A 24,685-nucleotide genomic window follows, 5' to 3' on the forward strand; every position below is an offset into this window, starting at 1 on the left:
CGGATATCGTATCCGGTCCGATGACCTAAGCTTCTGTGTTTGCATCGGCTTTCCCGAAAACCGCAATCCACTTTTCGGGCCGATGCTTTAGAACCCCGATTATCAGCTCTTCTGCGGCGAGGAGTTCTTCAAACACCGTCCGCCGACGTTGGCCATCCCCTCGATGGCCTGCTTTTTCCAAACATTGATCATGGTCTGGCGGATGCCGTGCTTCGCTGCCAACTGCGCCACCGTCTGCTCGCCTCCGACCGCATCCGGGGCCACCTTGGCCTTGAATTCCCCGAATGGCGCTTCCTCCCCGGTCATCGGGTTCGTCCTCTCTCAGGCGAACCAAGCTTAACTCGCTGTCCAGAAACCGGGGACCACCTCAACGCCCCCCGCCCGTGGCCAACATCTCGCCTTGCCGGCCCCCATCCCTGGGAGCAATATAAAATAACTATCTGATTATCTGGAGGATCTCGTTACCTGGGGGATCTCGGTGATCATGCTGCGGCACCGTTTAATCTTCCCCGTCGCCGGCGTCGTTCTTGTTCTAAGCCTTGCCCTAACCGGTGTGGGGATTTGGAGGGGAAACGCCGTAGTCTCGATCATGTCCGACCAATTGATCCGAGAGGTGACGCGAGCTGCGCATCGCGACCTCAGTCACTTGGTGCGCGGCTCCGACAGAACGGTATCCCGCTTGGCCCACCGTCTTGTCTCTCACGACATGCCGCTCGGCAATCCAAATGCGATCGCAGCGGAGCTCTATGGATTGCTGACCGACGAACCCGATGTCGACTGGCTGTTTTTCGGCAACGAGGCCGGCGGGATGGTTTCGGTGGGGCGATTGGAAGACTCAAGCACCGTGTATCTGATGACCGATGAATTTCGCGCCGGCGTCGTGCGCGAGTTCGAAGCGCTGCCAGGCGGACGGATCGGCCAATTGAGGAAGTCGAAAGGAGCCTTCGATCCGCGCCAGAGGCTCTGGTACGCCCAGGCGAAGGAGACGGGCAAGCGGTACTGGACCGAGCCCTATCTCGGTTCCGTCGAGCCGATCCTGAGCGTCTCGCTCTCTGCGCCGGTCCTCGACAAGGACGGCACCTTCGTCGGGGTGTGTGGGATCGACCTCATCCTGACTCAGCTTTCCAGCTTCTTGCAGTCGCTCGACATCGGTGACCACGGGCGGGCCTTCGTCATCGATGCCACCGGGGGTCTGATTGGCGCGTCGGGGGGAGTGTCACCCGTCGCGATCGGCCCCGATGGCGGGCATCTGCGCCTGCAGGCATCAGAGGCCGCCGATCCCGTCATTCGCGCGACGGCCCGTCATCTCGGTCGGCACCCCGAGATCGCTGGGTCCTCGTCAACTGCGCCGCGTGCCTTTTCCTTCGATGACCCCGAGCGCGGCCGGATCTATGCGGCGGTTGATCGCTTTGAGGCACCTGGCGCACTTAAGTGGACCATCGTCGCGGCGGTGCCTGCTTCGGATTTCCTGGGGCCTGCATATCGCGCGGCGTATCTCTCGATTGGCATCGGCACAGTCATGGTTGCTGTCTTCGTGCTCCTCGGACTCTGGGTGGTCGGACGCACGTTGCGGCCGCTGACCGCCCTGACGCAGGCGGCGCAAGCGATCGCAAAGGGGGAATGGCGAGACCTGCCCGAGGTTCGGCGAAACGATGAAGTCGGCCTGCTTGCCCAGGCGTTCACTCTCATGACGTCCCGTCTCAAGGAGACGTTGGACGGTCTGCGTCGGAGCGAGGCCAAGTTCGAAGAAGCTCAACGCGTCGCGCATGTCGGCTACTGGGAACGTGACCTCGACACAGACCGTTCGACCTGGTCAGACGAGACCTACCGCATCTTTGGGCTGACGCCGGGCGAAGACACGATCACTGTTGCCGGAATGCTGGAGCGGATACACCCAGAGGATCGGCCGATCTGGAGCCAGGCCGCGGCGGAGACGCTGCGTGGCAAATCTCGCTACGACTTGGAGTACCGCGTCGTCCGGCCCAATGGCGAGCTGCGCATCGTCCACAGTCACGGCGATCTGACAAGGGACGCGTCGGGCCGGCCGCGCAGCATGTTTGGTACGATTCAGGACATTACCGAGCGCAAGCGGGTGGAAGAGGCCCTACGCGCGAGCGAGGTGCGCTTTCGCACCCTCGTGCAATTCTCCTTCGACGTGTATTGGGAGAGCGACGCGCAGCATCGCTTCCTCCGCCAGGAGTTCGCCGAAGGATTTGCCGACGCGGTGGCGCCGGGCTCCGAAATCGGTCGGACGCGCTGGGAAGTGCCCTATCTGGAGCCTGACGCAGAGGCCTGGCGCAAACACCGCGAAACGCTCGATGCCCACCTGCCGTTCCGTGATTTCGAGCTCGCGCGGCCTACGCCCGATGGCGGCAAGCGTTACGTGTCCGTCTCGGGGCTGCCGATGTTTGACGAGACGGGCCGCTTCATCGGCTACCGCGGCGTCGGGCGGAACATCACCGAGCGCAAGCAGGCGGATGAGGCGCTGCGGGAGAGCGAAGAGAAGTGGCGGGCCGTATTCGAGAACAATCCGACGATGTACTTCATGGTGGACGCGTCCGGGACCGTCCTATCCGTGAATCCCTTCGGGGCTGAGCAACTCGGCTACACCGTCGACGAGCTGACGGGCGATTCCGTGCTGAAAGTCTTTCATGAAGCTGATCGAGCCGCGGCGCAACGGAACACGGCCAGATGCCTCGAACAACTCGGCCGAGCGATTAGCTGGGAGCTGCGCAAGGTCCGCAAAGATGGCTCGGTGCTCTGGGTCCGCGAAACGGGCAAGGCCATGCTGATGAAGGGCCGGCCCGTGGTCTTGATCGTCTGCGAGGACATCACCGAGCGCGAGCGGGCGGAGTATCTGACCGGGCAGGTGTTCGAGAATTCGCCTGATGCGATCTGCGTGATTGGAAGGGATTACCGGTATCAGCGGGTTAACCCGGTCTACGAGCGGATTTGGGGAATGCCGGCCGAGAGGATTCTCGGCAAGCACGTCGCGGATCTTCTGGGGACGAAGGCTTTTGAGCAGACGTTCAAGCCGTATTACGACCGGTGTTTCGATGGCGAAGAAGCCCGCTACGCGGAGTGGTTCAGCTATCCTCTCGGCCGGCGATACTTGATGGTGAGCTACTCGCCTCTGCGATCGGCCTCGGAGCGGGTGGAGGCCGCCCTCGTGATCACCCGCGACCTCACGGACCATGCGCTGGCATCCGAAGCCTTGCGAGAGGCCCAGGCTGAGCTCGCGCGCGCCAACCGCGTCGCGACCATGGGGCAGCTGACGGCCTCGATCGCCCATGAAGTCAACCAGCCCATCGCCGCGGCGGCCACCAACGCCCAGGCCGCCTTGCGCTGGCTGGGGGCCCGCCCGCCCGATCTGGAGGAGGTCCGGCAGGCCCTCGGTCGCATCAACAAGGACACCAAACGAGCCGGCGACGTCATCGGCCGGATCCGGGCCCTGATCAAGAAGGCGCCGGCGCGCAAGGATCGCTTGGACATCAACAAAGCCGTCCTCGACGTTATCGCCCTGACCCGTGGCGAAGCGGTGAAGAACGGCGTCACGGTGCAGACGCAGCTCGCGGCGGGCTTGCCGCTCATTCGAGCCGATCGGGTCCAACTGCAACAAGTGATGCTCAACCTGATCCTCAATGCGGTCGAGGCCATGTGCGGCCTCGCCGAGGGGGCGCGGGAGGTGCTGATCAGCACCGGGCGAGATGGCTCGAACGGCGTGCTCGTCACGGTGCGGGATTCCGGCCCGGGGTTGGACGCGCAGAGTGTGGAGCGCATCTTCGAGGCCTTCTACACGACCAAGCCCGACGGCATGGGCATGGGCTTGGCGATCTGCCGGTCGATCATCGAGGCGCACCGCGGACGGCTGTGGGCCTCCGCGAATGACCCTCGCGGTGCCGTCTTCCAGTTCACTCTCCCTGCAGAACGGGACGAGACCGTTCCCGCCGAGCACGCCGGCCAAATGCCGGTGGTGTGAGGTGGCAGGCCCGGGATGGACCGTCACACGTCACATCCGCGGCGATTGATTTGGGTCGCCCGTGTGAACGACGCCGCCTGTCTCATCCTCGACGTGCAGATGCCTGGCACCCGCGGCGTCGCGTTGCAGCGCGCTTTGCCTGCGCGAGGTCGTTGCTAAAGCATCGGCCCGAAAAGTGGATTGCGGTTTTCGGGAAAGCCGATGCAAACACAGAAGGTTAGGTCATAGCCGCAGACCTGAAGGGCTGGCGTTGCCTCCCTGCGGGCCGTCATGAACCGCTTTCGCCGTGGCGACCGCAAGCCAGGGCAGCCCGGATGCAATCAAGCAGATCCTGCTCGCCAAACGGCTTTGTCAGGGAGCAGACGATGTCCGCGCCGAACCCGCGTGCGCGCACGTTCTCGTCCGGATAGGCGCTGATCAGAACGGTCGGAATGCTCTTGCCCAACGCGACGAGGCGGCGGTGCAGATCAAGCCCGCTCATGCCGGGCATATCGATGTCCGTCACCAGGCAGGCCAGGCGGCGGAGATGGGGGAACCTCAAGAAATCATCTGCGGATGAAAAGGCCTCGGCGTCAAACCCCAGCGACCTCATGAGCCCCTTGGTAGCCTCGCGCATCGACTCGTCGTCATCGACGATCGCAATCAGCGGTTTCTTGGTTGGCACCGCCGCCTCCAAAATTCGCGATAAGCGTTGTGCAGAATTCTAGCGTTGTGCGCGCTTGGTAAGATACATTGGCATCTAAGCGCGACAAAGGCATCGAAACCTATACTATGGTATCGATTATCTAAGACTTGCGGTTAATCGCGACGGATCCAAGCTCGATTCGGAGCTGGAGCTCATCTGCTGCTTCAAGATGAAATGGGCGATACGGGGCACGATCTCGGCGCGGAAGCGGGAGCCGTTGAACACGCCGTAATGTCCGACCCCCTTCTGGAGATGGTAAAGCTTCTTCTCCGGCGGCAGGTTGGGCGTGAGTTCGAGGGCCGCGCGTGTTTGACCGATGCCGGTGATGTCGTCCTTCTCGCCCTCGACGACCATGATTGCGCAACGCCGGATCGCGCGCAGGTCGACGCGTGTCCCGCGATGGATCATCTCGCCCTTGGCCAAGTCGTGGCGGAGGAAGACTTGCTCCACCGTCTGCAGGTAGAATTCGGCTGTCAGGTCCATGACGGCCAGGTATTCGTCGTAGAAGTCCCGATGCTTCTCGGCCGCGTCGCCGTCGCCATCGACGAGATGCTCGAACATCTTGCAATGGGCCGTGAGATGCCGGTCGATGTTCATCGCCATGAAACCGGAGAGCTGCATGAATCCCGGATAGACGTCGCGCCGGGAACCTGGATAGGCCGGCGGCACCTTTGCGATGCAGTGTCTCCTGAACCACGCGATGCCGTGCTTCTCAGCGAGCCGGTTCACCGCTGTCGGCGAATGGCGGGTGTCGATCGGGCCGGCGATGAGCGTCATGGAGCGTGGCGTGAGCGGGTCGTTGTCGGCCTCCATGGCGGCAATGGCGGCCATCACTGGCACCGAGCCTTGGCAGACCGCCAAGACGTGGAGATCGGGCCCGAGCGCCCGGAACATCGAGATGAGATAGTCGATGTAATCGTCGAGATCGAAGCGCCCCTGCGAAAGCGGCACCATGCGCGCGTCGGCCCAGTCGGTGATGAAGACCTGGTGGCTGGGAAGAAAGGCCTCGACCGTGCCGCGCAGCAGGGTGGCGAAATGGCCGGACATGGGCGCGACCAACAGCAGCTTCGGCTGCGGCTTCGCACGGTGCAGCGCCCGGTCGAACGCGATCACCTGCCCGAATGGGGGCTTCGGTTGCGGCTCTGGCCGCCCGATCTCCCGATCGAACGCAATCACCCGGCCGAAGGGGCGGTCCCAGACGACGCGCTCGCTCACACCGGCCCGTTGGCCGTCAACGCGCGTTGTCGCAAGTCTGAACGCCGGCTTGTCGTAGCGCCGCGTCGTCGTCTCGAAGAGCGCGCAGGCGGCGGCGATGGTCCGGCCGTAGGCCGTGCCGGTGAGAGGGTTGCCTGGGTTCTCGAAGATGACCTTCATGCCTTGCGTGGCTACCCGTGCCGGAGTGAGCATCCAATGAGCCGCTTCGTACCAGCGATAGGCCGGATTGGTGACGAGATTCATCGCAAACTCCTGGGTGTAGCCTGCGAGATCTGCCCATCGCGCGACAATTCTGGCATCTACTGGTTTAGCGAAGCAGCCTGGCGCTGATAGCCGGACTTGTCGCTTGTCCCGATCAGAATAATGCGGTGAAGCTCTTCTTTTCGATTGTACGGATGGTCCAGAGAAGCAGCTAAACGGCTCGCAGTACCTATACAGACGTCTAACTATGTTCGGCAGCCGCGGTGATCCCCAAGGGCAAGCCCTTCGTTCGGCAGAGCGTCGCGAGTGCTAAAGCATCGGCCCGAAAAGTGGATTGCGGTTTTCGGGAAAGCCGATGCAAACACGAAAAGGCTAGGTCATCGGACCGGATACGATATCCGGTCCGATGGCCTAGCCTCGCGCTCTGCTGCTTGTGGCACTGCCCCCCGTGCGGCAGCCCGCCGGACATGCAGCGCATCGGCACGCGGTCGATGGCAGACCGCAGCAGGCGCAAGGCGCTCTCGCGGGCAGCCTGATCACCTCGCAATTGGCCTTGCGCTGAGGTAATTAGCGCGCATTCTCGTGTGCGAAGAGGCTTCGTGGCACTGGCGACAGGAGAGAAGAGCAGTGTTCTCGTCGCGTCATTGGCGCTCTGGGGGGCGGACTTTGCCCGGTGCTGCCGCAACGGATACAGGCAGCGCACGTCCGCAAGAGCCGGTTCCGTTTGGGGGATGCTGATGATGACCGAGGCGCCGGCAACCGTCATCGTCATCGATGATGATCTTGGGATCCGCGATGCGCTCGGCAGCCTGCTGCGATCCGTCGGCTTTGACGTGAAGCTCCTCGCTTCGGTGGGCGACTTCCTCAAGGATGGGCGACCGGACGGGCCGACCTGCCTCGTGCTCGATGTCCGGCTGCCGGGACAAAGCGGTCTTGACTTTCAGCAAGAGCTGTCGCGGGCGAACATTCAGCTCCCGCTCGTATTCATCACCGGGCATGGCGACATTCCCATGTCCGTCCAGGCGATGAAAGGGGGCGCGGTCGAGTTCCTGACCAAACCGTTCCGCGACCAGGATCTGCTCGATGCCGTTCACCTCGGCCTGGCGCGCGACCGCGCATGGCTTGAGAATGAAAAGGCGCTGGCGACGTTGCGTGCGCGTTTCGATAGCCTGACCCCGCGGGAGCGCGAGGTGATGGCTTTGGTGGTGACCGGACGGCTCAACAAGCAGATCGCCGGCGATCTGGGCGTGAGCGAGATTACCGTGAAGGTTCACCGCAGCCAGGCCATGCAGAAGATGCGGGCTGCGTCCTTGCCCGAACTCGCCCGCATGGCGGACAAGCTGAAGCTTGCGCCGGGAAAGCCGCAAAGCTCTTAGATCGCCGTGCGTCCGTTCGGACGCAGGAGCGGCGATCCAGCTCTTTGTTTGAGCACCGGATTTTTCCAATAACCGGATTCCACTTTTCGGTCCGATGCTCTAGGCACGTATAAGAGCTCTTAGACCTGCGTATAGGTCATCCCCTCCTCTTTGGTATTCGATCCTTCCTCCCGGCCAATAGTTCGGTCGGGAGCGTACCGTTATGGTCAGGATAAAGAGCCCCCCGGGGGGGCGGTTCGCCGCAAATCGCCCCCTTAAACCCCTCCCCCCTCCCTCCCGGGGGGGAGGGGTTTTTCGCGGCCCTGACGCAGATGCGATGCCGTCGCTCTCGAGGCTGATGGGGAGCGGCCCGGAAATCCGGCCCCGGTCGGCCCGCGAGCAAGCGACTGAATTGACACGAAAACAAGCGAATTGGCCGAGGGGCACGAGTCGGGGCCTGTCGCGACCCCGACAAGTCCCAATAAAATCCAACGAAATCAAAGCTTACTTGAAAATCCAGATCGCCGTGCGTCCGAACGGACGCACGGCGATCTAACTCTTTGTTTGAGCATCGGATTTTTCCGAAAACCGGATTCCACTTTTCGGTCCGATGCTCGAGCCTGCCAACAAGGGAAGCGGGTTAGACTACGACCTCGCTGTCGCAGGTTGAAGCTGGGCCTCGGGAGCGCCTCCATTGCGCCGGAGTGCGCCAACCATGCCGTGGGTCGCTGCAATAGCGATGCCCAGAATGATCGCGTAGGCCACCAGCAGGCGCGGGGCCGGCACGATGAAGTTGAAGTGCGGCATGGCGCCGAGGATGAGCGGCACATACCAGGAGGTCGCGGACACCGTCCCGAAGACCAGCATCATCGCAACCTGCTTGCGCGACAGGCCCGCGAAGAGCGACCGCCCGATCTGCTTCTCCAGGAGCGGCATGACCGTGTGATGGATGAAGTAGCCGTTGATGGTCAGAACGCCGACGATCGCGATCTTGGCCCAGACCTTCTGGTTCCAGAGCTTTGCCGGATCGAAGGCGGCGTAGTGCACCAGATACAGGATCCCCGAGAGCCACAGCACCGCGAGACCGGCGGACACGATGCCGGTGACGAATTTCACGATCGCAATCTGATCGGCTTTGATTTTCCCCGAGACAAGGAACTTGACGATAACGAGATCGAGCACCGTCGCGGCACCCAGACCTAGAATGATACCGAGAAGATGCAGCACTTTGATCGCCGACTTCAGCAATGAACCCGGTTCAGCGATCAGAATGCTGTATATTATCGGGCGCATCGCAGAGCTGATGAAATGTGAGACATCGCCCGCCGGGCTGTTTACTGCAGCACCCAGCCCAGCAGCTGTCGCGCCCGCAGAGTTACGATCGGCTGAGTGACGAGGGCCACCTTGGGGCACCGGAGCAACATTCGCCGCGACATCATAGGGCGCCCAATCGCGCGCTGACTGGAAAGTGGCTGTCGGAGACGACAGGACGGTTCCGGCGCGAGACCCGGTTTCGGCCGGGGTTTGAGAGAAGGTGAAGGCGGCTATTGCGCAGGCTGCTACGACGAGAGCCGCACAAGCGGCACGCCGAGTACCGAGTTGAAAAAATGTAATCATCCATCTCTTTCATTTTTCTTATGATCGAGGACAGAATAATTTTTCTCATCATCGCTAATGACAAGAGCTGTTGCTCGATCATTGAGAGCAGAATCTCGATATAATGACCGTGATGTAGGCATAGTTATTCTTATAGTCTTAGACAAAGGCTGTTTAATGACTGAGGCAACCCATGCAAAATTCTAGGGAGGATCGACTCTCTAGCCTCGATGCGCAGCGGGAATATCTATCGCAATCGCGTGATATTCCGTGGGGCAGGCACGCTGAGGAAGCACCTTGACCATGACGGTACGCTCCCGACAGGACTATTGGCCGGGAGGAAAGATCGAATACCAAAGAGGAGGGGATGACCTATACGCAGGTTCAGAGTCTGCAGGTTCAAGGTGAAGACCGGCCGACGCTCTGGCGCAGATTAAGGCCCCAGCCGGAACGCCGCTGCGGCTTTGGGTCGACCAGTCGCCTGGCTGCCCCGCAAGGAACGGAAGCTTTCAGGCGCATTGTCAACTTCCGCATATGGCGCAATTTCGACTGATGCGGCGTGACGGGTGCAGTTCTGCAGTTCACCCAGCCTTGCCGCGAACGCACGCGAGTGAGCGGGGTGGCTCTTCCCCCGTGTTGCCCGCTCATACCCAAGCCGAACCCGCTGCGATCGAGTCCCTCCAGGCCCGCGCATAACATCCACGTGGCAAGCCGCGCCACCCTCAAAATACATTTGTGTCATAAAACATTCATTTGTATGATCCACTGCAAAAGCACTGCCCCGCATCTGACGGCGGCAGGCCGCTTCCTCCCGGGGAGCGTATTTGGGAGGGGAACCCATGCAGCGGCTCGTGCAGATTTCGGACACCCATCTCAGCCCGACCAAGCAGCATTTTGCCTGCAACTGGGAGCCGCTGAGATCCTGGCTGGCGGGACAGGCGCCGGACCTCGTCATCCATACCGGCGATGTCACGGTCGACGGCGCCGATATCGACGAGGACATGCGGCATTGCCGCCAGCTGATCGACGCGCTTGGCGTCCCGGTGCTGAGCATTCCCGGCAATCATGATGTCGGCGAGGCTTGGCACCCGCACCAGCCGGTCAATGCAGAGCGTCTCGCCCGCTGGCGCAGCCATCTTGGCGCGGATTTCTGGAGCCGCGATATCGAAGGCTGGCGGCTGATCGGCCTGAACTCGATGCTGTTCGGCAGCGACGAGGCGGACGAAGAGCGCCAGCTCGCCTGGCTCGAGCAGGCGATCGCGGACGCTGAGGGGCGGCGGCTCGGCTGGTTCCTGCACCGGCCGCTCTTCGTCGAGACGCCGGATGAAGGCGACACGGGCTATTGGAGCGTGCCGCCGAGACCCCGGGCCCATCTGCTCGATCTCGTCCGTCGCCATGACGTTGCCTTCGTCGCCAGCGGCCATCTGCACCGGGCCCATGATTTCATGGTCGCGGGCACGCGCTACATCTGGGGCCCGTCTTCCGGTTTCGTCGTCGGCCCCGAGCTGCAGCCCGGCATGGCCGGCTCCACCACGCTCGGCGCCGTCGCCTACAGCTTCGAGGGCCGGGAGTTCACCGCCGCGATCCGTGAGATTCCCGCGCTGAAAACGCTCTGGATCGACGATGTGATCCACGAGGTCTACCCGCCGCGCGCCGCCTGACGACGCTGCCTGCCGCGCTTTGGCGCGTGTTCGATACCGCCCGCGATCCGGTTCCACAATTCAAGAGGCGAACGACATGGCCACAGTCGCACTGTCATCCATCGCCAAGGCGTTCGGGCCGACGAAGGTGCTCGGCGGCGTCGATCTCGACATCGCCGATGGCGAATTCCTGACGCTGGTCGGCCCCTCCGGCTGCGGAAAATCGACCCTGATCCGGATCATCGCCGGGCTGGAGCACCAGGATGGCGGCAGCGTCGCGATCGGAGGAAACAGCGTCGATCATCTGCGCCCGCATGAGCGGCGCGTCGCGATGGTCTTTCAGTCCTATGCGCTCTACCCGCATATGAGCGTGCGGGCGAATATTGCGCTGCCGCTGATGATGGCGCGGCTGAAACTCTGGCAGCGCCTGCCGCTGCTTAAGCTGCTCTCGGGGCAGCGGCGCAAGGCGATGGCCGGCATCGAGACGGATGTCGACGCGGTCGCGGCCCAGCTCCAGCTCGGCCATCTGCTTGACCGCAAGCCGGCGCAGCTCTCGGGCGGCCAGCGCCAGCGCGTCGCGCTCGGGCGCGCCATGGTGCGCAGCCCCGATGTCTTCCTGATGGACGAGCCGCTCTCCAATCTCGACGCCAAGCTGCGCGTCCATATGCGCACCGAGCTGGCGGAGCTGCACAAGCGCCTGGGCGCGACCTTCATCTATGTCACGCATGACCAGGTCGAGGCGATGACGATGTCCGACCGCGTCGCGATGATGGATTCAGGCGAGATTCTGCAGCTCGGCACGCCCTCGCAGCTCTATGAGAAGCCGGCCTCGCTCAAGGTCGCGCAGTTCATCGGCAGTCCGGCGATCAACCTCCTGCCCGCCACGGTCGGCGCCGCCGGCCGCCTCGAACTCTTTGGCCGGCCGATGGCGCTCTCAGTCGCGCTGGCGCCGGGGCAGCCGGTGACGCTCGGCATCCGCTCCGAGGCGCTCACCCTCGTTCATGGCGAGCAAGCCGGCGCCGGCCGCGCCTGGTTCTCCGCGCGCCTCAGGCGCAAGGAGAATCTCGGCTCCGAATATATCCTGCATTTCGATCTCGCCGGGCGCGACGCACCGGGCGTGACGATGCGCGCCAGCCCAGCGGTCGCTGCCTGCGTCAACGAGGCGGCCGAAGTCACGCTCGGCTTCGATGAAGCCGCGAGCCATATCTTCGATGCCGAGGGCGATCGGCTCGAGCCGCGCGGGCAGGGCGGCGCCTCCGTCGTGCCGCTGAGGGCTTGAGCATGACGCTCGCGCTTGCAACACCCGCTGGTTTCGCCCCCGTCGCCCGCCGCAGGGCGCTGATCGAGCGGCTCACCGGGCTTGGCTTCGCGCTCCCGGCCTTCATCCTGCTGCTGCTGACGATCCTGCTGCCGCTCGCAGTGCTGATGCTGCTCAGCCTGACCAATTACGAGTTCGGCGGCGTCGACATGGACTGGGTCGGCCTCGCCAATTTCCAGAAGGCGCTGGCCGATCCGATCATCCGGCGCTCTGTCGTCAACACCTTGCTCTATGTCGCCATCGTCGTGCCGGGCGGCGTGTTTGGGGCGCTGCTGATCGCGGTCATGGTGCATCGGCGCCGCCGCAGCCGCTCCTTCTACGAGGTGATCTATTTCCTGCCGGTGACCTCGACGCTGATCGCGATGGCGACCGTCTGGCAGTTCCTGCTCCACCCCTCGCTCGGCCCGGTCAACGGCCTCCTGAAATGGCTCGGCTTTGCCCCCGTCGCTTTCCTGAGCGAGCCGTCGACGGCGCTGGCGACGCTCGCCGTGATCGGCATCTGGCAGCTGCTCGGCTTCAACATGATCCTGTTCCTCGCCGGGCTGACCGCGATCCCGCGCGATCTCTACGAGGCGGCCGATATCGACGGCTGCTCCAGCGGCATCGATCGCTTCCTCACCATCACCTGGCCGCTGCTCGGGCCGACGACCATGTTCGTGCTCGTCACCACGATGATCACCGCCTTCAAGATTTTCGACACGGTGGCGGTGATGACGCGCGGCGGCCCCGTCGGCTCCACCGAGGTGCTGCTCTACAACATCTATCTCGAAGGCTTTCAGTATTTCCACACCGGCTATGCCGCGGCGCTGACCTTCATCTTCCTCGCCTTCATCCTCGTCTTCTCGGCCGTGCAGACCTTCGCCCTCGACAAGAAGGTGCATTACTGATGGCTGGTCACGCGCTTGCCCCCGCCTCGGCCGCCACGCCCGTCCATTCCGTGCTGCGCCGTTTCCTCTCGCTGGTTCTGGTCCATGGCGTGCTGATCGCGGGCGCGATCTTCATGCTGGCGCCCTTCATCTGGATGCTGGTGACCTCGATCAAGCCGCCGGCGGAGATCTTCAGCGCCGAGATCTCGCTCTGGCCAAAACAGTTCTACGGCCTGCAGAATTACGGTTTCGCGATGGAGAAGGCGCCGCTGCTGCGCTTTGCGCTGAACGGCGTCATCCTCTGCGCCGGCATTCTCGTCGTGCAGCTGCTCGTGGCCATCCCCTGCGCCTACGCGCTGGCGAAGCTCGACTTTCCCGGCCGCGACGCGCTCTTCGTCCTGGTGCTGCTCGGGCTCTGCATTCCGGTGCAGGTGCCGGCCATGCCGCTCTATATCGCGCTCGCCCAGCTCGGCCTGCTCAACACCTATTTCTCGATGATGGTGCCGTTCTTCCTCTCGGTCTTCGCCATCTTCCTGTTCCGCCAGTTCTTCCGCAGCTTCCCCGACGACATCATCAACGCCGCCAGGCTCGACGGCATGAGCGAGTTCGAGATCGTCTGGCGCATCGTCACGCCGAGCGCCTGGCCGGCCATCGCCGCCTTCTCGGTCTTCTCGGCCGTGGCGCATTGGAACGACCTGTACTGGCCGCTGATCGTCATCTCGGATGCCAAGCTCGCGCCGCCGCCGCTCGGGATGATGTTCTTCGCCGACGCCGAGACCGGATCGAACTACGGCGCGCTCACGGCCGCGGCGACGATCCTGACCGCGCCGCTCGTCCTCGCTTTCCTCATCGCCAGACGGAGGTTCATCGACGGCATCACGATGACCGGGGTGAAGTAGGGAGGCTCCGACAAGGACCGGCGCTTCCAAGTCCCAACCCGCGAAAAGACCAGGCCTGACGCATTGATTCAATCCGGCAGCTTCGCTGTCCATGTCACGGAGATCAAACATGAAACCCTTGGGAAAAGCGCTTGCTGCGGCAGCGCTCGCCCTCGTCGCATCCACGGCAGCCCGCGCCCAGGATGTCACGCTCGATGTGCTCTACGCCTTCCCGGCCTTCGCCAAGTTCCACGAGCCGATCGCCGCGGAATTCATGAAGACGCACCCGAATATCAAGATCAATTTCCGCGCGCCGGCGGCGAGCTATGACGAGGGGCATCAGGCGATGCTGCGTCAGTCCGTCACTAACCAGCTGCCGGATGTCTATTATTCCGGCTTCCACCTGTTGAGCGAGCTCGTCGAATCCCTCGACAAGCGCAAGCAGGTCGTCGATCTCGGCCCGCTGCTGAAGGGCGAGCCGGAAGACTGGCGCAAGGCGAATTATTCCGACGCGCTGCTCGCGCTCGGCCAGGTCGGCGGCAAGCAGGCCGGCCTTGCCTTCAACGCCTCGACGCCGCTGATGTATGTCAATGCCGAGCTGGTGAAGAAGGCGGGCGGCGACCCCGACAAGCTGCCCGACACCTGGGCCGAAATGGTCGCGCTCGCCAAGAAGATCCGCAGCGGCGACACCGCCGGCCTCGCCTACAACATCCATGATTGGCCGGATGACTGGCTCTGGCGCGGCGTGATCCTGCAGGGTGGCCATTCCATGCTCTCGGCCGACGGCAAGAAAGTCGCCTTCGGCGGCGAGGTGGGCGAGAAGACGCTTGGCCTGCTGCGCAGCCTGGTCACGGAAGGCGGCATGCCGGTGATCGACTGGGACCAGTCGCGCCAGCAGTTCATCGCCGGCAAGATCGGCATCTTCTTCGACACGCCGGCGCGGCTCCGCCAGGTCACCGACCTGATCGGCGACCGCTTCACCTTGAAGACCGCGCTCTTCCCGGTCGATGACAAGGCCAAGGGCAAGCTGCCGACCGGCGGCAACGCTGCGCTGATCACGGCTAAGGACGCCGCCAAGCAGAAGGCGGCCTGGGAGTTCATCAAGTTCGTGACCGGCCCCGAGGCCCAGAAGATCGTCGTCGAGACCGCCGGCTACATGCCGACCAACCTGCGCGCCGGCGGCGATGCGTATCTTGGCCCGTTCTACAAGCAGAACGCCAATTTCCGGACGATCAACGGCCAGGTCCAGCGCGCCGCTCCCTGGGAAGGCTATCCCGGCGGCAACTCGGTGCGGATCTGGCGCCAGCAGCGCGAGGTGATCTCCGGCGTGATGCGCGGCGACATCCAGCCGAAGGTCGGCATCGAGCGCATCGTCTCCGAGACCGAAGCGCTGATGAAGTGAACAGGCGCGCCTGACGCCTCGCTTCCGGCCGCCCGGCGCCAGTCGGGCGGCAAATCCTTTCCCTCTGCCCTCATTTGCCTGGCCCTGCGGAGCCTTCATGATCATCGCCCAGCTCAGCGACTTCCACGTGCGTCCGCATGGCCAGCCGGCCTATGGCATCGTCGACACCAATGCAGCGACCAGGCGTGCCGTCGATGCCGTGCTGGCGCTGGAGCCCCGGCCGGATTGCGTGCTCGTCACCGGCGATCTCTGCGATTGCGGGCTGCCCGAGGAATACGAGATCGTGCGCGCCGAGCTCGCAAGGCTGCCGATGCCGGTCTATGCCGTGCCCGGCAACCATGACCGGCGCGAGGTCTTCGCGGCCATGCTCGGGGAGGGCAGCTCTTATCTCCCGAAGAGCGGCTTCCTGCATTACACGATCGAGGATTATCCGGTCCGGCTGATCGGGCTCGACACGGTCATTCCGGGCGAGGATGGCGGCGAGATCTGTGGCGAGCGCGAGGCCTGGCTCGCGGAGCGCCTGGGCGAAGGGCGCGGCCGCCCGACGCTGATCTTCATGCATCATCCGCCCTTCGCGGTCGGCGTCGACGGCATGGACATCATGCCTTGCCGCGTCTCGCCGGATTTTGTCGCGCTGATCGCCCGCCATCCCGAGATCGAGCGCGTGCTCTGCGGCCATTACCATCGCCCGATCCAGCTTCGTTTCGCCGGCACGATCGGCTTTGTCGCGCCGGGCACCGCGCATCAGGTCGCGCTCGACCTGCGCCCGGGCACGCAGAACTGGTTCGTCATGGAGCCGCCCGCGATCGCGATCCATGTCTGGAAGCCGGAGACCGGCCTGGTCAGCCATCTCCAGCCGATCGGCGACTTTGGCCCGCGCCGGCCCTTCGTGCTCGACCCCGCGTATCCCGGCAAGCAGCAGGCGGTGGCCGCCCATGTCTGACCGGCGCCTGCTCTCGCTTCTCGAACAGGCCGGCGCGGTTGCGCGCGAGGCCGCCGATCTCTTGGTCCGCATGCAGGGTGAGCAGCTTTCCGTAACGCGCAAGGAACTGCGCGATGTCGTCACCGCCGCCGACCTCGCCTCGGAACGCCTCGTCATCGACGGCCTGCGCCGGCTGACGCCGGAGGCGGCGATCCTCTCCGAGGAGGCCGGCTTCTCCGGCCCGTCCGACACGCCCTGCTGGATCATCGACCCGCTCGACGGCACGGTGAACTATGCCGGCGGCCTGCCCTGGTTCTCGGTGACGCTTGCCTATCAAGAGCAGGGCCGCACCGTGCTCGGCCTGACCCATGCGCCGCTCGCCGGCCTCGTCGCGCGCTATGCCGAGGGATCAGTCGCGAGCGTCAATAGAGAGCCAGCCGCTGTCTCGCGGACGACGAGCCTTGCCGACGCGGTCGTCTCGATCTGCCTGACCTCGCATTATTCGCTGGAAGATACGGAGCGGACCTGCGCCGTCATCCGGCGGCTGTCGGGCCTCTGCCGTGGCGTGCGGGTCATCGTCTCCGGCGGGCTCGAAATGTCGCTGGTCGCGGCGGGCCGGCTCGATGCCTTCATCGGGCTGAAAGCCGACATCGTCTCGCATGCGGCGGCGACGCCGCTGGTGCGCGCCGCCGGCGGCAGGGTCACGACGGTTGCGGGCCAGGATTCCCGCGACGAGGATTTGGAGAAGGTGGTCTCGAACGGCCTGATCCATGACGAACTCCTGGAGGCGATCCGCAGCGCCTGAGCGCCGCTTGCATGGACGCTCGGCGGGGATCGCTGGTACCATTCCGGCCGCTTGACCTGCGAGGAGACGCAGCATGGACCGTTTCACGGGCAGCTGCCGATGCGGCAATGTCCGGATCGTGGCGTCGGGCCGTCCCTACCGCGTCGGTCTCTGCCACTGTCTCGACTGCCGCAAATATCATGGCGCCCTGTTCCATGCGTCCGCGGTCTTCCCTGAGGAGGCGGTGACGATCGAGGGCGAAACCCGCGACTATCGCGGGCGGTTTTTCTGTCCGCGTTGCGGCTCGCCCCTGTTCGGACGCAGCGGCGACGAGATCGAAGTCAATCTGGGCTCGCTCGATGCCCCTGACCAGTTCATGCCGACCTATGAGAGCTGGATCATCCGTCGCGAGTCCTGGTTGCCGCCGTTTCCGCTCACGAGGCGCTACGAGCGCGACCGTGAGGCTCCGGGGCGTGAGGAATAGGTCGTAGGAACGGTGTACGCGGGCCAAGTCAGGGAAGACCGGCCTTGCGGTAGCCATCGACGAAATGTTCGAGTGTCGCGGCGTCGCGGAAGGGCTCGGTCGTCGCCCAGTGGCGGGTCGTGAAATGCGGATTGCCGACGAGGAAGAGCGCGACCTCGGAGCGCGCCTCGTCGAGCCGGCCGAGCTGGGCAAGGCTTGCCGCCAGGAAGCGGCGCGAGCTCGTCCGATAGGTCTCGTCCTTGCGCAGCGTCTCGACGGCGGCCTCGTAGTCGCCGGCCGCATATTGCGCCTGGCCGAGCGTCAGATAGTACCAACCGGCCGGAAACGGGTTCAGCCGGAACGCCTTGCCGATATGCGCGAGGCCGTCCTCGATCCGCCCGGCCAGGACCGCGATGTCGGATAATGTCGCCCAGATATCGGCCTCGTTCGGATCGAGCGCGATCGCCCGGGCGAATTCCGCATCCGCCTCGGCGAAGCTGCGGTCATAGGCCAGCAGATAGGCCAGGACCCAGCGGCAGCCGGCATCGTTGGGGTCGATCGCCACCGCCTTGCGCGCCAGGGCCAGGCCAGTGCTGCGGGCAGGTTCCATCGGCTCGCCCCAATGCACCCAGCCCATCCAGTGGTTCATGGCAAGCCAGCGATAGGCCTCGGCGTAGTCCGGATCGAGCGAAACCGCGCGCGTCAGCATCAGATGCGCTTCCCGCGCCGTCTGCGGGGATTCATCGATCAGCTTGCGGGCCCGCACGCAGAGATCATAGGCCTCGAGGTTTTTGGGCCGGTTGCGCGGCGGCGGGGCGCGGAGCCGGCCGAGCAGCGCCTCGACGATCTTGCCGGTGACCTCGTCCTGAACGGCAAAGATATCCTCCAGGCTGCGGTCGAAGCGCTCCGCCCAGAGATGTTCGCTGCTCACCGCGTCGACCAGCTGCGCGTTGATGCGCACGCGCCCCGCGGCGCGTCTTGCGCTGCCCTCCAGCAGGTAGCGCACGCCGAGATCGCTTGCGATCCCGCGCACGTCCATCGCCTTGCCCTTGTAGGCAAAGGCCGAGTTGCGCGCGATGACGAACAGGCCGGCGTTTCGGGACAGATCGGTGATCAGGTCTTCGGTCAAGCCATCGGCGAAGGATTCCTGCTCGGGATCATTGCTGAGATTGACGAAGGGCAGCACGGCGATCGATGGCTTGCCGGGCAAAGGCAAAGGAGGCCGCTTTGCGCTTCCCAGCTGTTCGATCGCCCCCGTGAAGCGGTAGCCGACGCGTGGAATCGTGGCGATCCATTCGCCGCTGTCGGCGGTCGGGCCCAGCAGCTTCCGCAACTGCGCGATCTGGACGGTGAGATTGGCTTCCTCGACGGCGGTGCCCGGCCAGGCCGCGTCCATCAGCTCGGCCTTTTCCAGGATTTCGCCGGGCCGTCCGACGAGCGCCGCAAGCAGCTTCAGCCCGCGCTGGCCCAGGGCAACGGGGACATCGTTGCGAAGCAGCGTTCCCGCACCTGAATCAAGCACGAACGGACCAAAGGCAAAGCGCGATCCCTGCATGCGGCGCATCTTGAGCCCGTTTGGAAGTTTTTGGAACTATTTGGGAGGGTTTAAGTACGACGCTGGCCGTATCCCGCAGATTTCAACCTCATTCAGGCCGAGGGCTCCCGAACCCTCAAACCGGATCGAGGTTGCCATGAACGGTCCTTGTACCCTTGCCTCAGTCCCGCAGCAGGCCGCGCGGCCGGGCATGTCGCGTTTGCAGTCCAGCCTGGCGAGCCTGCGAAACCTGTTCTCGACCTGGCGCTGGCGGCTGCGCTTCCGCTGGCAACTCGAGCGGACATTGCAGGAGAACCCGCATCTGATCAGGGATATCGGCCTGACAAAACGGCAGGTCGAGACAGAAATCGCCAAGCCCTTCTGGCGGCGATGAGCCGCCCGGCGCGCTCACGCTTCAGCCCCGATGCAGCGCCAGCACGGCCGAAGCGGCGTCTTCATCGGTAATCAGCACGCACGCCAGCCTGGCGCGGAGCGCGGCTGCGATCACCGCGGCCTTGTTCGTGCCGCCCGACGCCAGAATCATGGTCGGGATGCGGCGCAGGCCATCCAGGGGGAGGGCGATGGCGCGGCGGTTGATCGGGTGGTCGATCGCGTTGCCCTCACCGTCGATGAACTGACCGAGCATGTCGCCGACCGCGCCATGCGCCGCCAGTTCCCTGGTGCCGACATCGCCGGGCAGCCCGTAGCGCACCAGGAGCGAACGCTCGCTCAGATCACCGGCGCTGAGGATCGCGACATCGGTGGCGCGGATGCGGGCGAAGGCGGCCTCGAACACGTCCTGCGCCAGGATGGTGTCGCGCGATTGCGGCGTGCCGGCATAGATCGGCGCGGCGAGGTAATGGCACTCCGCCTGCCAGAGCCTGGCGAAATGGCTGGCGATCTCGAAGGTGTTGATCTCGATGCCATAGGTCAGCCCGCCCATCATCGAGGTCACGGTCAGTTCGCGATACTGGCCGGCCCGCACATGCCGGATCGTCTCGCGCAGTGTCCCGCCCCAGCCGACGCCGAAGACACCCGAGGGATGCTCGTCGATGATGCGCGAGACCAGCTCGCCGGCCGCCTTGCCGATCTGCGCGGAGATCTGCGCGGGATCGCTCGGCGTCGGCACGACGATCGCGTCCTTGAGGCCGAACGCCTCGACCAGCGCCTGTTCCAGCCTGACGCAGCTCTCCAGCCGCGAATTGATCGTGATATTGACGAGCCCGCTGCTGCGCGCCTCGTTCAACAGGCGGTTGACCCGCAGTCGCGTCATCTTCAGCCGGTCGGCGATATCCGCCTGGGTCAGGCCTTCCATGTAATAGAGCCAGGCGGCCCTGACCTGAATCTGCGGATCCTCCGGCATCGCGTCATCCCAAGGGCGAGAGCGGCGTCGAGACCGCCAGCCCCTCGCGGCGGAATCGGTTTAAGTCGCGTTCCTGCACCGGGCTTACATCGCTTTCGCTGACGCCCACAACGCACAGCCGCGCGGCCTGCCGCTGCGGATTTGCCTTGACCATCACTAATGTAAATACAAAAATACATTTGTTGAAAGCCCCCCAGCGAAGCCGGAGTGCATTGCGGAATGTCCCACGCCATCTTTCTTCACGCCGCGGGTGACGCGCGCTTTGCGCCGTTCAACCTGCGCGAGGGGGCTCCCGGCGAAACCCTGCTGGATGTCGCAGCCGTCGGCCTCTGTGGCAGCGACCTGCACTATTACAAGGATGGCGGCATCGGTTCGGCCGTGATTGCAGCCCCTTTCGTGCCGGGCCACGAGTTCAGCGGCTGGCTGACCGAGGACCTGCCGGAGCTCGGCCTGGCGCGGGGCGCGCTGGTCGCGGTCGATCCGAACCAGGCCTGCGGCCAGTGCCAGCATTGCCGCGACGGCCACCCCAATCTCTGCCCCGATGTCGTGTTCATCGGCGCGCCCCCGCATGATGGCGCGATGACCGAGCGGATCTGGGTGCCGAAATCGCAGATCGTTCCCGTGCCCGAGCGCTTCACGCCGAGCGATGCCGTGATGCTCGAACCGCTCGGGGTCGCGATCCACGCGGTCGATCTCGCGAGGCCCCGCCTGCTCGAGCGTGTCGCGCTGATCGGCTGCGGCCCGATCGGGCTCCTGATCCTGCAGGTGCTGCGGACCGTCGGCGTCGGCGAGATCCTGGCCTGCGATCCGCAGCCGCATCGGCGCGCGCTGGCACTCAAGCTCGGTGCGAGCAAGGCCGGCGCCAGCGTTGCCGAGATCGCGGACTGGACCAAGGGCGAGGGCATGCCGCTGGTGATCGAGGCGACCAATGCGCCGGAAGGCTTTCGCGATGCCATTCGCGCCGCGCGCATCGGCGGGCGGGTCGTGCTCGTCGGCATCCCCGATGGTGACAGCTATGTCGTTCCCGCCGCCGAAGCCCGCCGGCGCGGCCTCACCATCAAGTTTTCGCGCCGCATGGGCCATGTCTATCCCCGGGCGATCGAACTCGTCGCGCAGGGCAAGGTCGATGTCGATGCGGTCGTCAGCCACCGCTTCTCGCTCACTGAGGGGCCGAACGCCTTTCGTCGCCATGCCGCCAATGAGCCCGGCATGGTGAAGAGCCTGATCTATCCCAAGGGGCCCGCTGATGACGCGCGCTGAGCTTCGTGGAAATATAATGGGCGTCCGATACTGGCGAGGCGGCGCCTGACGTGAGCTTCATCGGCATCGACCTCGGCACCTCGTCGCTCAAGGCCATCCTGGTCGATGATCGCCAGCACGTCGTTGCCGCAACGACGCGCGATCTCACTGTGTTTCGTTACGCGCCGCTCTGGTCGGAGCAGGAGCCGGGCGATTGGATTGCCGCAGCGCTGGCGGCGCTTCGGGACCTCAGGAACTCTGCTCCCTCCGCCTTTCGTCTCTGCCGGGGCATTGGCCTCTCCGGGCAGATGCATGGCGCCGTGCTTCTGGACGAGGCCGACCGGCCACTGCGTCCCTGCATCCTCTGGAATGATGGCCGCGCCAGCGCGGAATGCGCCGAACTCGAGGTGGCCGAGCCGGCCGCGTGCGCAATCACCGGCAATCTCGCGATGCCCGGCTTCACCGCGCCAAAGCTGCTCTGGCTCCGCCGGCATGAGCCCGATCTCTTCCGGCGAACCCGAAAAATCCTGCTGCCGAAGGCCTATCTGCGCCTCGTGCTGACGGGGGAGGCGATCGAGGAGATGTCGGATGCGTCCGGCACGCTCTGGCTCGATGTCGGCTCCCGCGACTGGTCGGACAGAATGATTGCGGCGACCGGGCTCGAGCGCAGCCAGATGCCCGCCCTCGTCGAGGGTTCGGAGCCCGCCGGCCGGATGCGTCCGGATCTCGCGCGAGAGCTCGGCTTCGAGACACCGCCCCTGTTCGCCGGCGGGGCGGGCGACAACGCGGCCGGCGCGGTTGGCCTGGGGGCCGTCGCCGCTGGGGCGAGTTTCCTGTCGCTCGGCACATCCGGCGTGCTCTGGCGCACCACTGCCGGCTTCGAGCCGCGGGCGGAGAAGGCCGTTCATGCCTTCTGCCATGCCTTGCCCGGCCGCTGGCACCAGATGTCGGTGCATCTCTCCGCCGCCGCGAGCCTGAACTGGTGGGCGACCGTGACCGGAAACAGCGAAGCCGAGCTGCTGGCGGCGCTCGGTGAGACCGCCCAGGCGCCATCGCCGGTGCTGTTCACGCCCTATCTCTCCGGCGAGCGCACGCCCCAAAACGACCCGCAGATGCGCGGCGGCTTCGCCCGCCTTGGGTTTGAGACCGGCCGCAACGCCATGACGCAGGCGGTTCTGGAAGGCGTCGCCTTCGCCTTCCGCGATGGCAAGGCGGCGCTGGAAAGCGCGGGCGCGCCGATCACGGAGGCCGTGGTGATTGGCGGCGGCGCGCGCTCGGACCTGTGGCTTTCCACCCTCGCCAGCGTGCTGGACATGCCATTGCATCGCTATCCCCAGACTGAGACCGGTGCGGCCTTTGGCGCAGCGCGGCTCGCCCGCCTGGCCTGCACCGGCGAGGACCCCATCGAAATCTGTACCCAACCCGGTGGCAGCCCAGAGACCTTCCTTCCCCAGCGCGATCTGGTTGCCGCCTATATGGAGCGCTACGACGACTGGCGGAGCGCCGCCGAGTTCAGCCGCGCGCTGCATTAGGCGCGGCTGCAGGATTTGACAGAATGATGGGCGAATGCTCTTGATCTGAGCATCCGTTCACGATTGTTGCTGTCTCATGGCTTCGCATCCGCGCTTCGACCTCATCATCCTCGACTGCGACGGCGTGCTCGTCGACAGCGAGACGATCAGTTGCCGCACCCTGGTCGATATTCTCTCGCCACTGGACCCGGATTATGATCTGGAAGCGGTGATGCGGCGCTATCTCGGGCGCCCCGCCAGCGCAGTCGTCGAGGATTATGAGCGCATGACCGGCCGGCCGGCTCCGGAGAGTTTCAGGCGGGACTGGCGGGCGCGGCTCTTCTCCGCCTTCAGCGCAGCGCTGCAGCCCATCGCGGGCGTCCGCGAGGCGGTGGAAGGTTTCGATGTCGACTATTGCGTCGCATCCTCCAGCGACGAGGAGCGCATCGAGCACTGCCTGCGCAAGGTCGGGCTCTGGGACCTGTTCGCGGGGCGGATCTTCAGTACGACGCGCGTCCAGCGCGGCAAGCCCGCGCCCGATCTGTTCCTGCTCGCGGCGCGCGAGCGGGGCGTCGAGCCCGAGCGCTGCCTCGTCATCGAGGACAGCGTCAGCGGCGTGCTCGCCGCCAAGGCGGCCGGAATGACCGCCTATGGCCTGACCGCGGGCAGCCATTTCGCGGTGCTCGACCAGCGGCGCGCGCTGATCGAGGCCGGCGCCGACAGGCTGCTCGGCGCCTGGCGCGAGCTCGCGCTGCCTGCGACGGCGGGCTGACGCGCCATGGCCGAGAATGACAGCGCACGCCTCGACGATGCTGCCCGCGCCGGCTGGCTCTATTACATTGCCGGCCGCACGCAGGACGATATCGCGGGGATCCTGAACATCTCGCGCCCGGCGGCGCAGCGCCTGGTCTCGCTCAGTCGCAGCGAAGGTCTGATCGGCTTCCAGATGAACCATCCGATCGGCGCCTGCATGGAGCTCGCCGCGCGGCTGCGCGACCGTTTCGAGCTGCTGCATTGCGAGATCGCGCCCTCCGACGGATCGGCCGAGACGGCTGCGGCTGGGGTCGCCTCGCTCGGCGGCGTGCTGATCGAGCGGTGGCTGCGCTCGCGCAAATCTCTGGTCATGGCGCTCGGCACCGGGCGCTCGATGCGCGCCAGCATCGAGCGCGTGTCGCCGATGTCCTGCCCGCTGCACCGGCTCGTCTCGCTGGTCGGCACGATCTCGCCGGATGGTTCGGCCAGTCCGTTCGACACGCTGGTCAAGCTCGCCGAGATCACCAAGGCCCAGCATTTTCCGATGCCGCTGCCGCTCTATGTCTCGAGCCCGGAGGAGCGGGCGCAGCTGATCGAGATCGAGGCGATCCGGCGCATCCGTGCCATCGCCGGCGAAGCCGATCTCTGGCTGATGGGCATCAGCCAGATCGGCGAGGACGCCGTGCTCTATCGGGACGGTTTCATGACGCGCAGTGAGCTGCTCGAAATGGTCCGTCACGGCGCGGTCGGCGAGGTCACCGGCTGGGTCTTCGACGGGGAGGGCAAGCTGCTCGACCGCGGCACCAATCTGCGCGTCACCTCCGTGCCGCCGGAGCCCGGCAGCGACCGGCTGCGGATCTGCATTGGCCAGGGCGCGGCCAAGGTCGGCCCCTTGCGGGCCGCGCTCAGCGGCCGCCTCATCAACGGCCTCGTCACGGACGAGGACACCGCGCGCGCCCTGCTGGCGCTCTGAATCCGCCA

The 24,685-nt window shown here is 65.0% G+C and carries 20 protein-coding genes and 1 pseudogene; 15 read left to right on the forward strand and 6 right to left on the reverse strand.

Annotated features, from left to right (window positions below; genetic code table 11):
* Window positions 1–150: 150 nt before the first annotated feature.
* A pseudogene (locus FG93_RS00725) lies at window positions 151–306 on the reverse strand (IS3 family transposase); the annotation flags it as partial.
* A 178-nt stretch (window positions 307–484) separates the two neighbouring features.
* Between FG93_RS00725 and FG93_RS31580 the strand changes: the two are divergent.
* Window positions 485–3,979, forward strand: coding sequence for a PAS domain S-box protein (locus FG93_RS31580; RefSeq protein ID WP_081881211.1), 3,495 nt, complete (start codon window positions 485–487; stop codon window positions 3,977–3,979).
* A 268-nt stretch (window positions 3,980–4,247) separates the two neighbouring features.
* Here the strand turns inward: FG93_RS31580 and FG93_RS00740 are convergent, their stop codons facing one another.
* Entirely contained in the window at window positions 4,248–4,643 is a 396-nt protein-coding gene (locus tag FG93_RS00740) for a response regulator transcription factor (RefSeq protein ID WP_043230874.1), read from the reverse strand.
* A gap of 117 nt (window positions 4,644–4,760) precedes the next feature.
* A complete protein-coding gene (locus tag FG93_RS00745; protein ID WP_052513129.1) occupies window positions 4,761–6,122 on the reverse strand; it encodes a polyhydroxyalkanoate depolymerase in 1,362 nt (453 codons plus the stop codon).
* Between the two features lie 698 nt (window positions 6,123–6,820).
* Between FG93_RS00745 and FG93_RS00750 the strand changes: the two genes are divergently transcribed.
* Entirely contained in the window at window positions 6,821–7,456 is a 636-nt protein-coding gene (locus FG93_RS00750) for a response regulator transcription factor (RefSeq protein WP_043230879.1), read from the forward strand.
* A gap of 624 nt (window positions 7,457–8,080) precedes the next feature.
* Here the strand turns inward: FG93_RS00750 and FG93_RS00755 are convergent.
* Complete coding sequence (locus FG93_RS00755) at window positions 8,081–8,848, reverse strand: hypothetical protein (protein WP_152579230.1); 768 nt, start codon at window positions 8,846–8,848, stop codon at window positions 8,081–8,083.
* Window positions 8,849–9,870: 1,022 nt separating this feature from the next.
* On the opposite strand from FG93_RS00755, the gene FG93_RS00760 reads away from it, so the two are divergent.
* From FG93_RS00760 to FG93_RS00795, 8 genes are all read left to right on the forward strand, one after another.
* Window positions 9,871–10,692, forward strand: coding sequence for a metallophosphoesterase (locus tag FG93_RS00760; protein ID WP_043230654.1), 822 nt, complete (start codon window positions 9,871–9,873; stop codon window positions 10,690–10,692).
* A gap of 76 nt (window positions 10,693–10,768) precedes the next feature.
* A complete protein-coding gene (locus FG93_RS00765) occupies window positions 10,769–11,950 on the forward strand; it encodes an ABC transporter ATP-binding protein (RefSeq protein ID WP_043230656.1) in 1,182 nt (393 codons plus the stop codon).
* Between the two features lie 2 nt (window positions 11,951–11,952).
* Window positions 11,953–12,876 (forward strand): carbohydrate ABC transporter permease, encoded by a 924-nt coding sequence (locus tag FG93_RS00770; protein WP_043230658.1) that lies wholly within the window; start codon window positions 11,953–11,955, stop codon window positions 12,874–12,876.
* Window positions 12,876–13,754: a carbohydrate ABC transporter permease gene (locus tag FG93_RS00775; protein ID WP_052513134.1), complete on the forward strand. Its 879-nt coding sequence runs from the start codon at window positions 12,876–12,878 to the stop codon at window positions 13,752–13,754. Before FG93_RS00770 ends, FG93_RS00775 begins: the two co-directional genes overlap by 1 nt.
* 109 nt (window positions 13,755–13,863) lie before the next feature.
* Entirely contained in the window at window positions 13,864–15,135 is a 1,272-nt protein-coding gene (locus FG93_RS00780) for an extracellular solute-binding protein (RefSeq protein ID WP_152579231.1), read from the forward strand.
* Window positions 15,136–15,232: 97 nt separating this feature from the next.
* Entirely contained in the window at window positions 15,233–16,078 is an 846-nt protein-coding gene (locus FG93_RS00785; RefSeq protein ID WP_043230660.1) for a phosphodiesterase, read from the forward strand.
* Window positions 16,071–16,862 (forward strand): inositol monophosphatase, encoded by a 792-nt coding sequence (locus FG93_RS00790; RefSeq protein ID WP_043230661.1) that lies wholly within the window; start codon window positions 16,071–16,073, stop codon window positions 16,860–16,862. The genes FG93_RS00785 and FG93_RS00790 overlap by 8 nt, the downstream gene beginning before the upstream one ends.
* Before the next feature lie 73 nt (window positions 16,863–16,935).
* Window positions 16,936–17,325, forward strand: a complete 390-nt coding sequence (locus FG93_RS00795) for a GFA family protein (protein WP_043230664.1) — start codon at window positions 16,936–16,938, stop codon at window positions 17,323–17,325.
* A gap of 28 nt (window positions 17,326–17,353) precedes the next feature.
* Here FG93_RS00795 and FG93_RS00800 read toward each other — a convergent pair whose 3' ends face one another.
* Window positions 17,354–18,868, reverse strand: coding sequence for a winged helix-turn-helix domain-containing tetratricopeptide repeat protein (locus FG93_RS00800; protein ID WP_200878048.1), 1,515 nt, complete (start codon window positions 18,866–18,868; stop codon window positions 17,354–17,356).
* A gap of 181 nt (window positions 18,869–19,049) precedes the next feature.
* On the opposite strand from FG93_RS00800, the gene FG93_RS00805 reads away from it, so the two are divergent.
* Window positions 19,050–19,232 carry a DUF1127 domain-containing protein gene (locus FG93_RS00805; protein ID WP_043230666.1) on the forward strand — a complete coding sequence of 61 codons (183 nt, stop codon included), beginning with the start codon at window positions 19,050–19,052 and terminating at the stop codon, window positions 19,230–19,232.
* A 21-nt stretch (window positions 19,233–19,253) separates the two neighbouring features.
* Here FG93_RS00805 and FG93_RS00810 read toward each other — a convergent pair whose 3' ends face one another.
* Window positions 19,254–20,201: a sugar-binding transcriptional regulator gene (locus FG93_RS00810; RefSeq protein ID WP_043230669.1), complete on the reverse strand. Its 948-nt coding sequence runs from the start codon at window positions 20,199–20,201 to the stop codon at window positions 19,254–19,256.
* Between the two features lie 219 nt (window positions 20,202–20,420).
* On the opposite strand from FG93_RS00810, the gene FG93_RS00815 reads away from it, so the two are divergent.
* The 4 genes from FG93_RS00815 (at window position 20,421) to FG93_RS00830 (ending at window position 24,677) form a co-directional block, all read left to right on the forward strand.
* On the forward strand, window positions 20,421–21,461 hold the full coding sequence (locus FG93_RS00815) for a zinc-binding dehydrogenase (RefSeq protein WP_043230672.1): 1,041 nt from the start codon (window positions 20,421–20,423) through the stop codon (window positions 21,459–21,461).
* 50 nt (window positions 21,462–21,511) lie between these two features.
* Window positions 21,512–22,972 (forward strand): xylulokinase, encoded by a 1,461-nt coding sequence (gene xylB / locus FG93_RS00820; RefSeq protein WP_043230675.1) that lies wholly within the window; start codon window positions 21,512–21,514, stop codon window positions 22,970–22,972.
* 76 nt (window positions 22,973–23,048) lie between these two features.
* Window positions 23,049–23,723, forward strand: coding sequence for an HAD family hydrolase (locus FG93_RS00825; protein ID WP_052513136.1), 675 nt, complete (start codon window positions 23,049–23,051; stop codon window positions 23,721–23,723).
* A gap of 6 nt (window positions 23,724–23,729) precedes the next feature.
* A complete protein-coding gene (locus FG93_RS00830) occupies window positions 23,730–24,677 on the forward strand; it encodes a sugar-binding transcriptional regulator (protein WP_043230678.1) in 948 nt (315 codons plus the stop codon).
* The last annotated feature ends 8 nt before the right edge of the window (window positions 24,678–24,685 follow it).

This window comes from Allobosea sp. LC85 (assembly GCF_000735605.1).
In the GTDB taxonomy this organism is placed as follows: Bacteria; Pseudomonadota; Alphaproteobacteria; order Rhizobiales; family Beijerinckiaceae; genus Allobosea.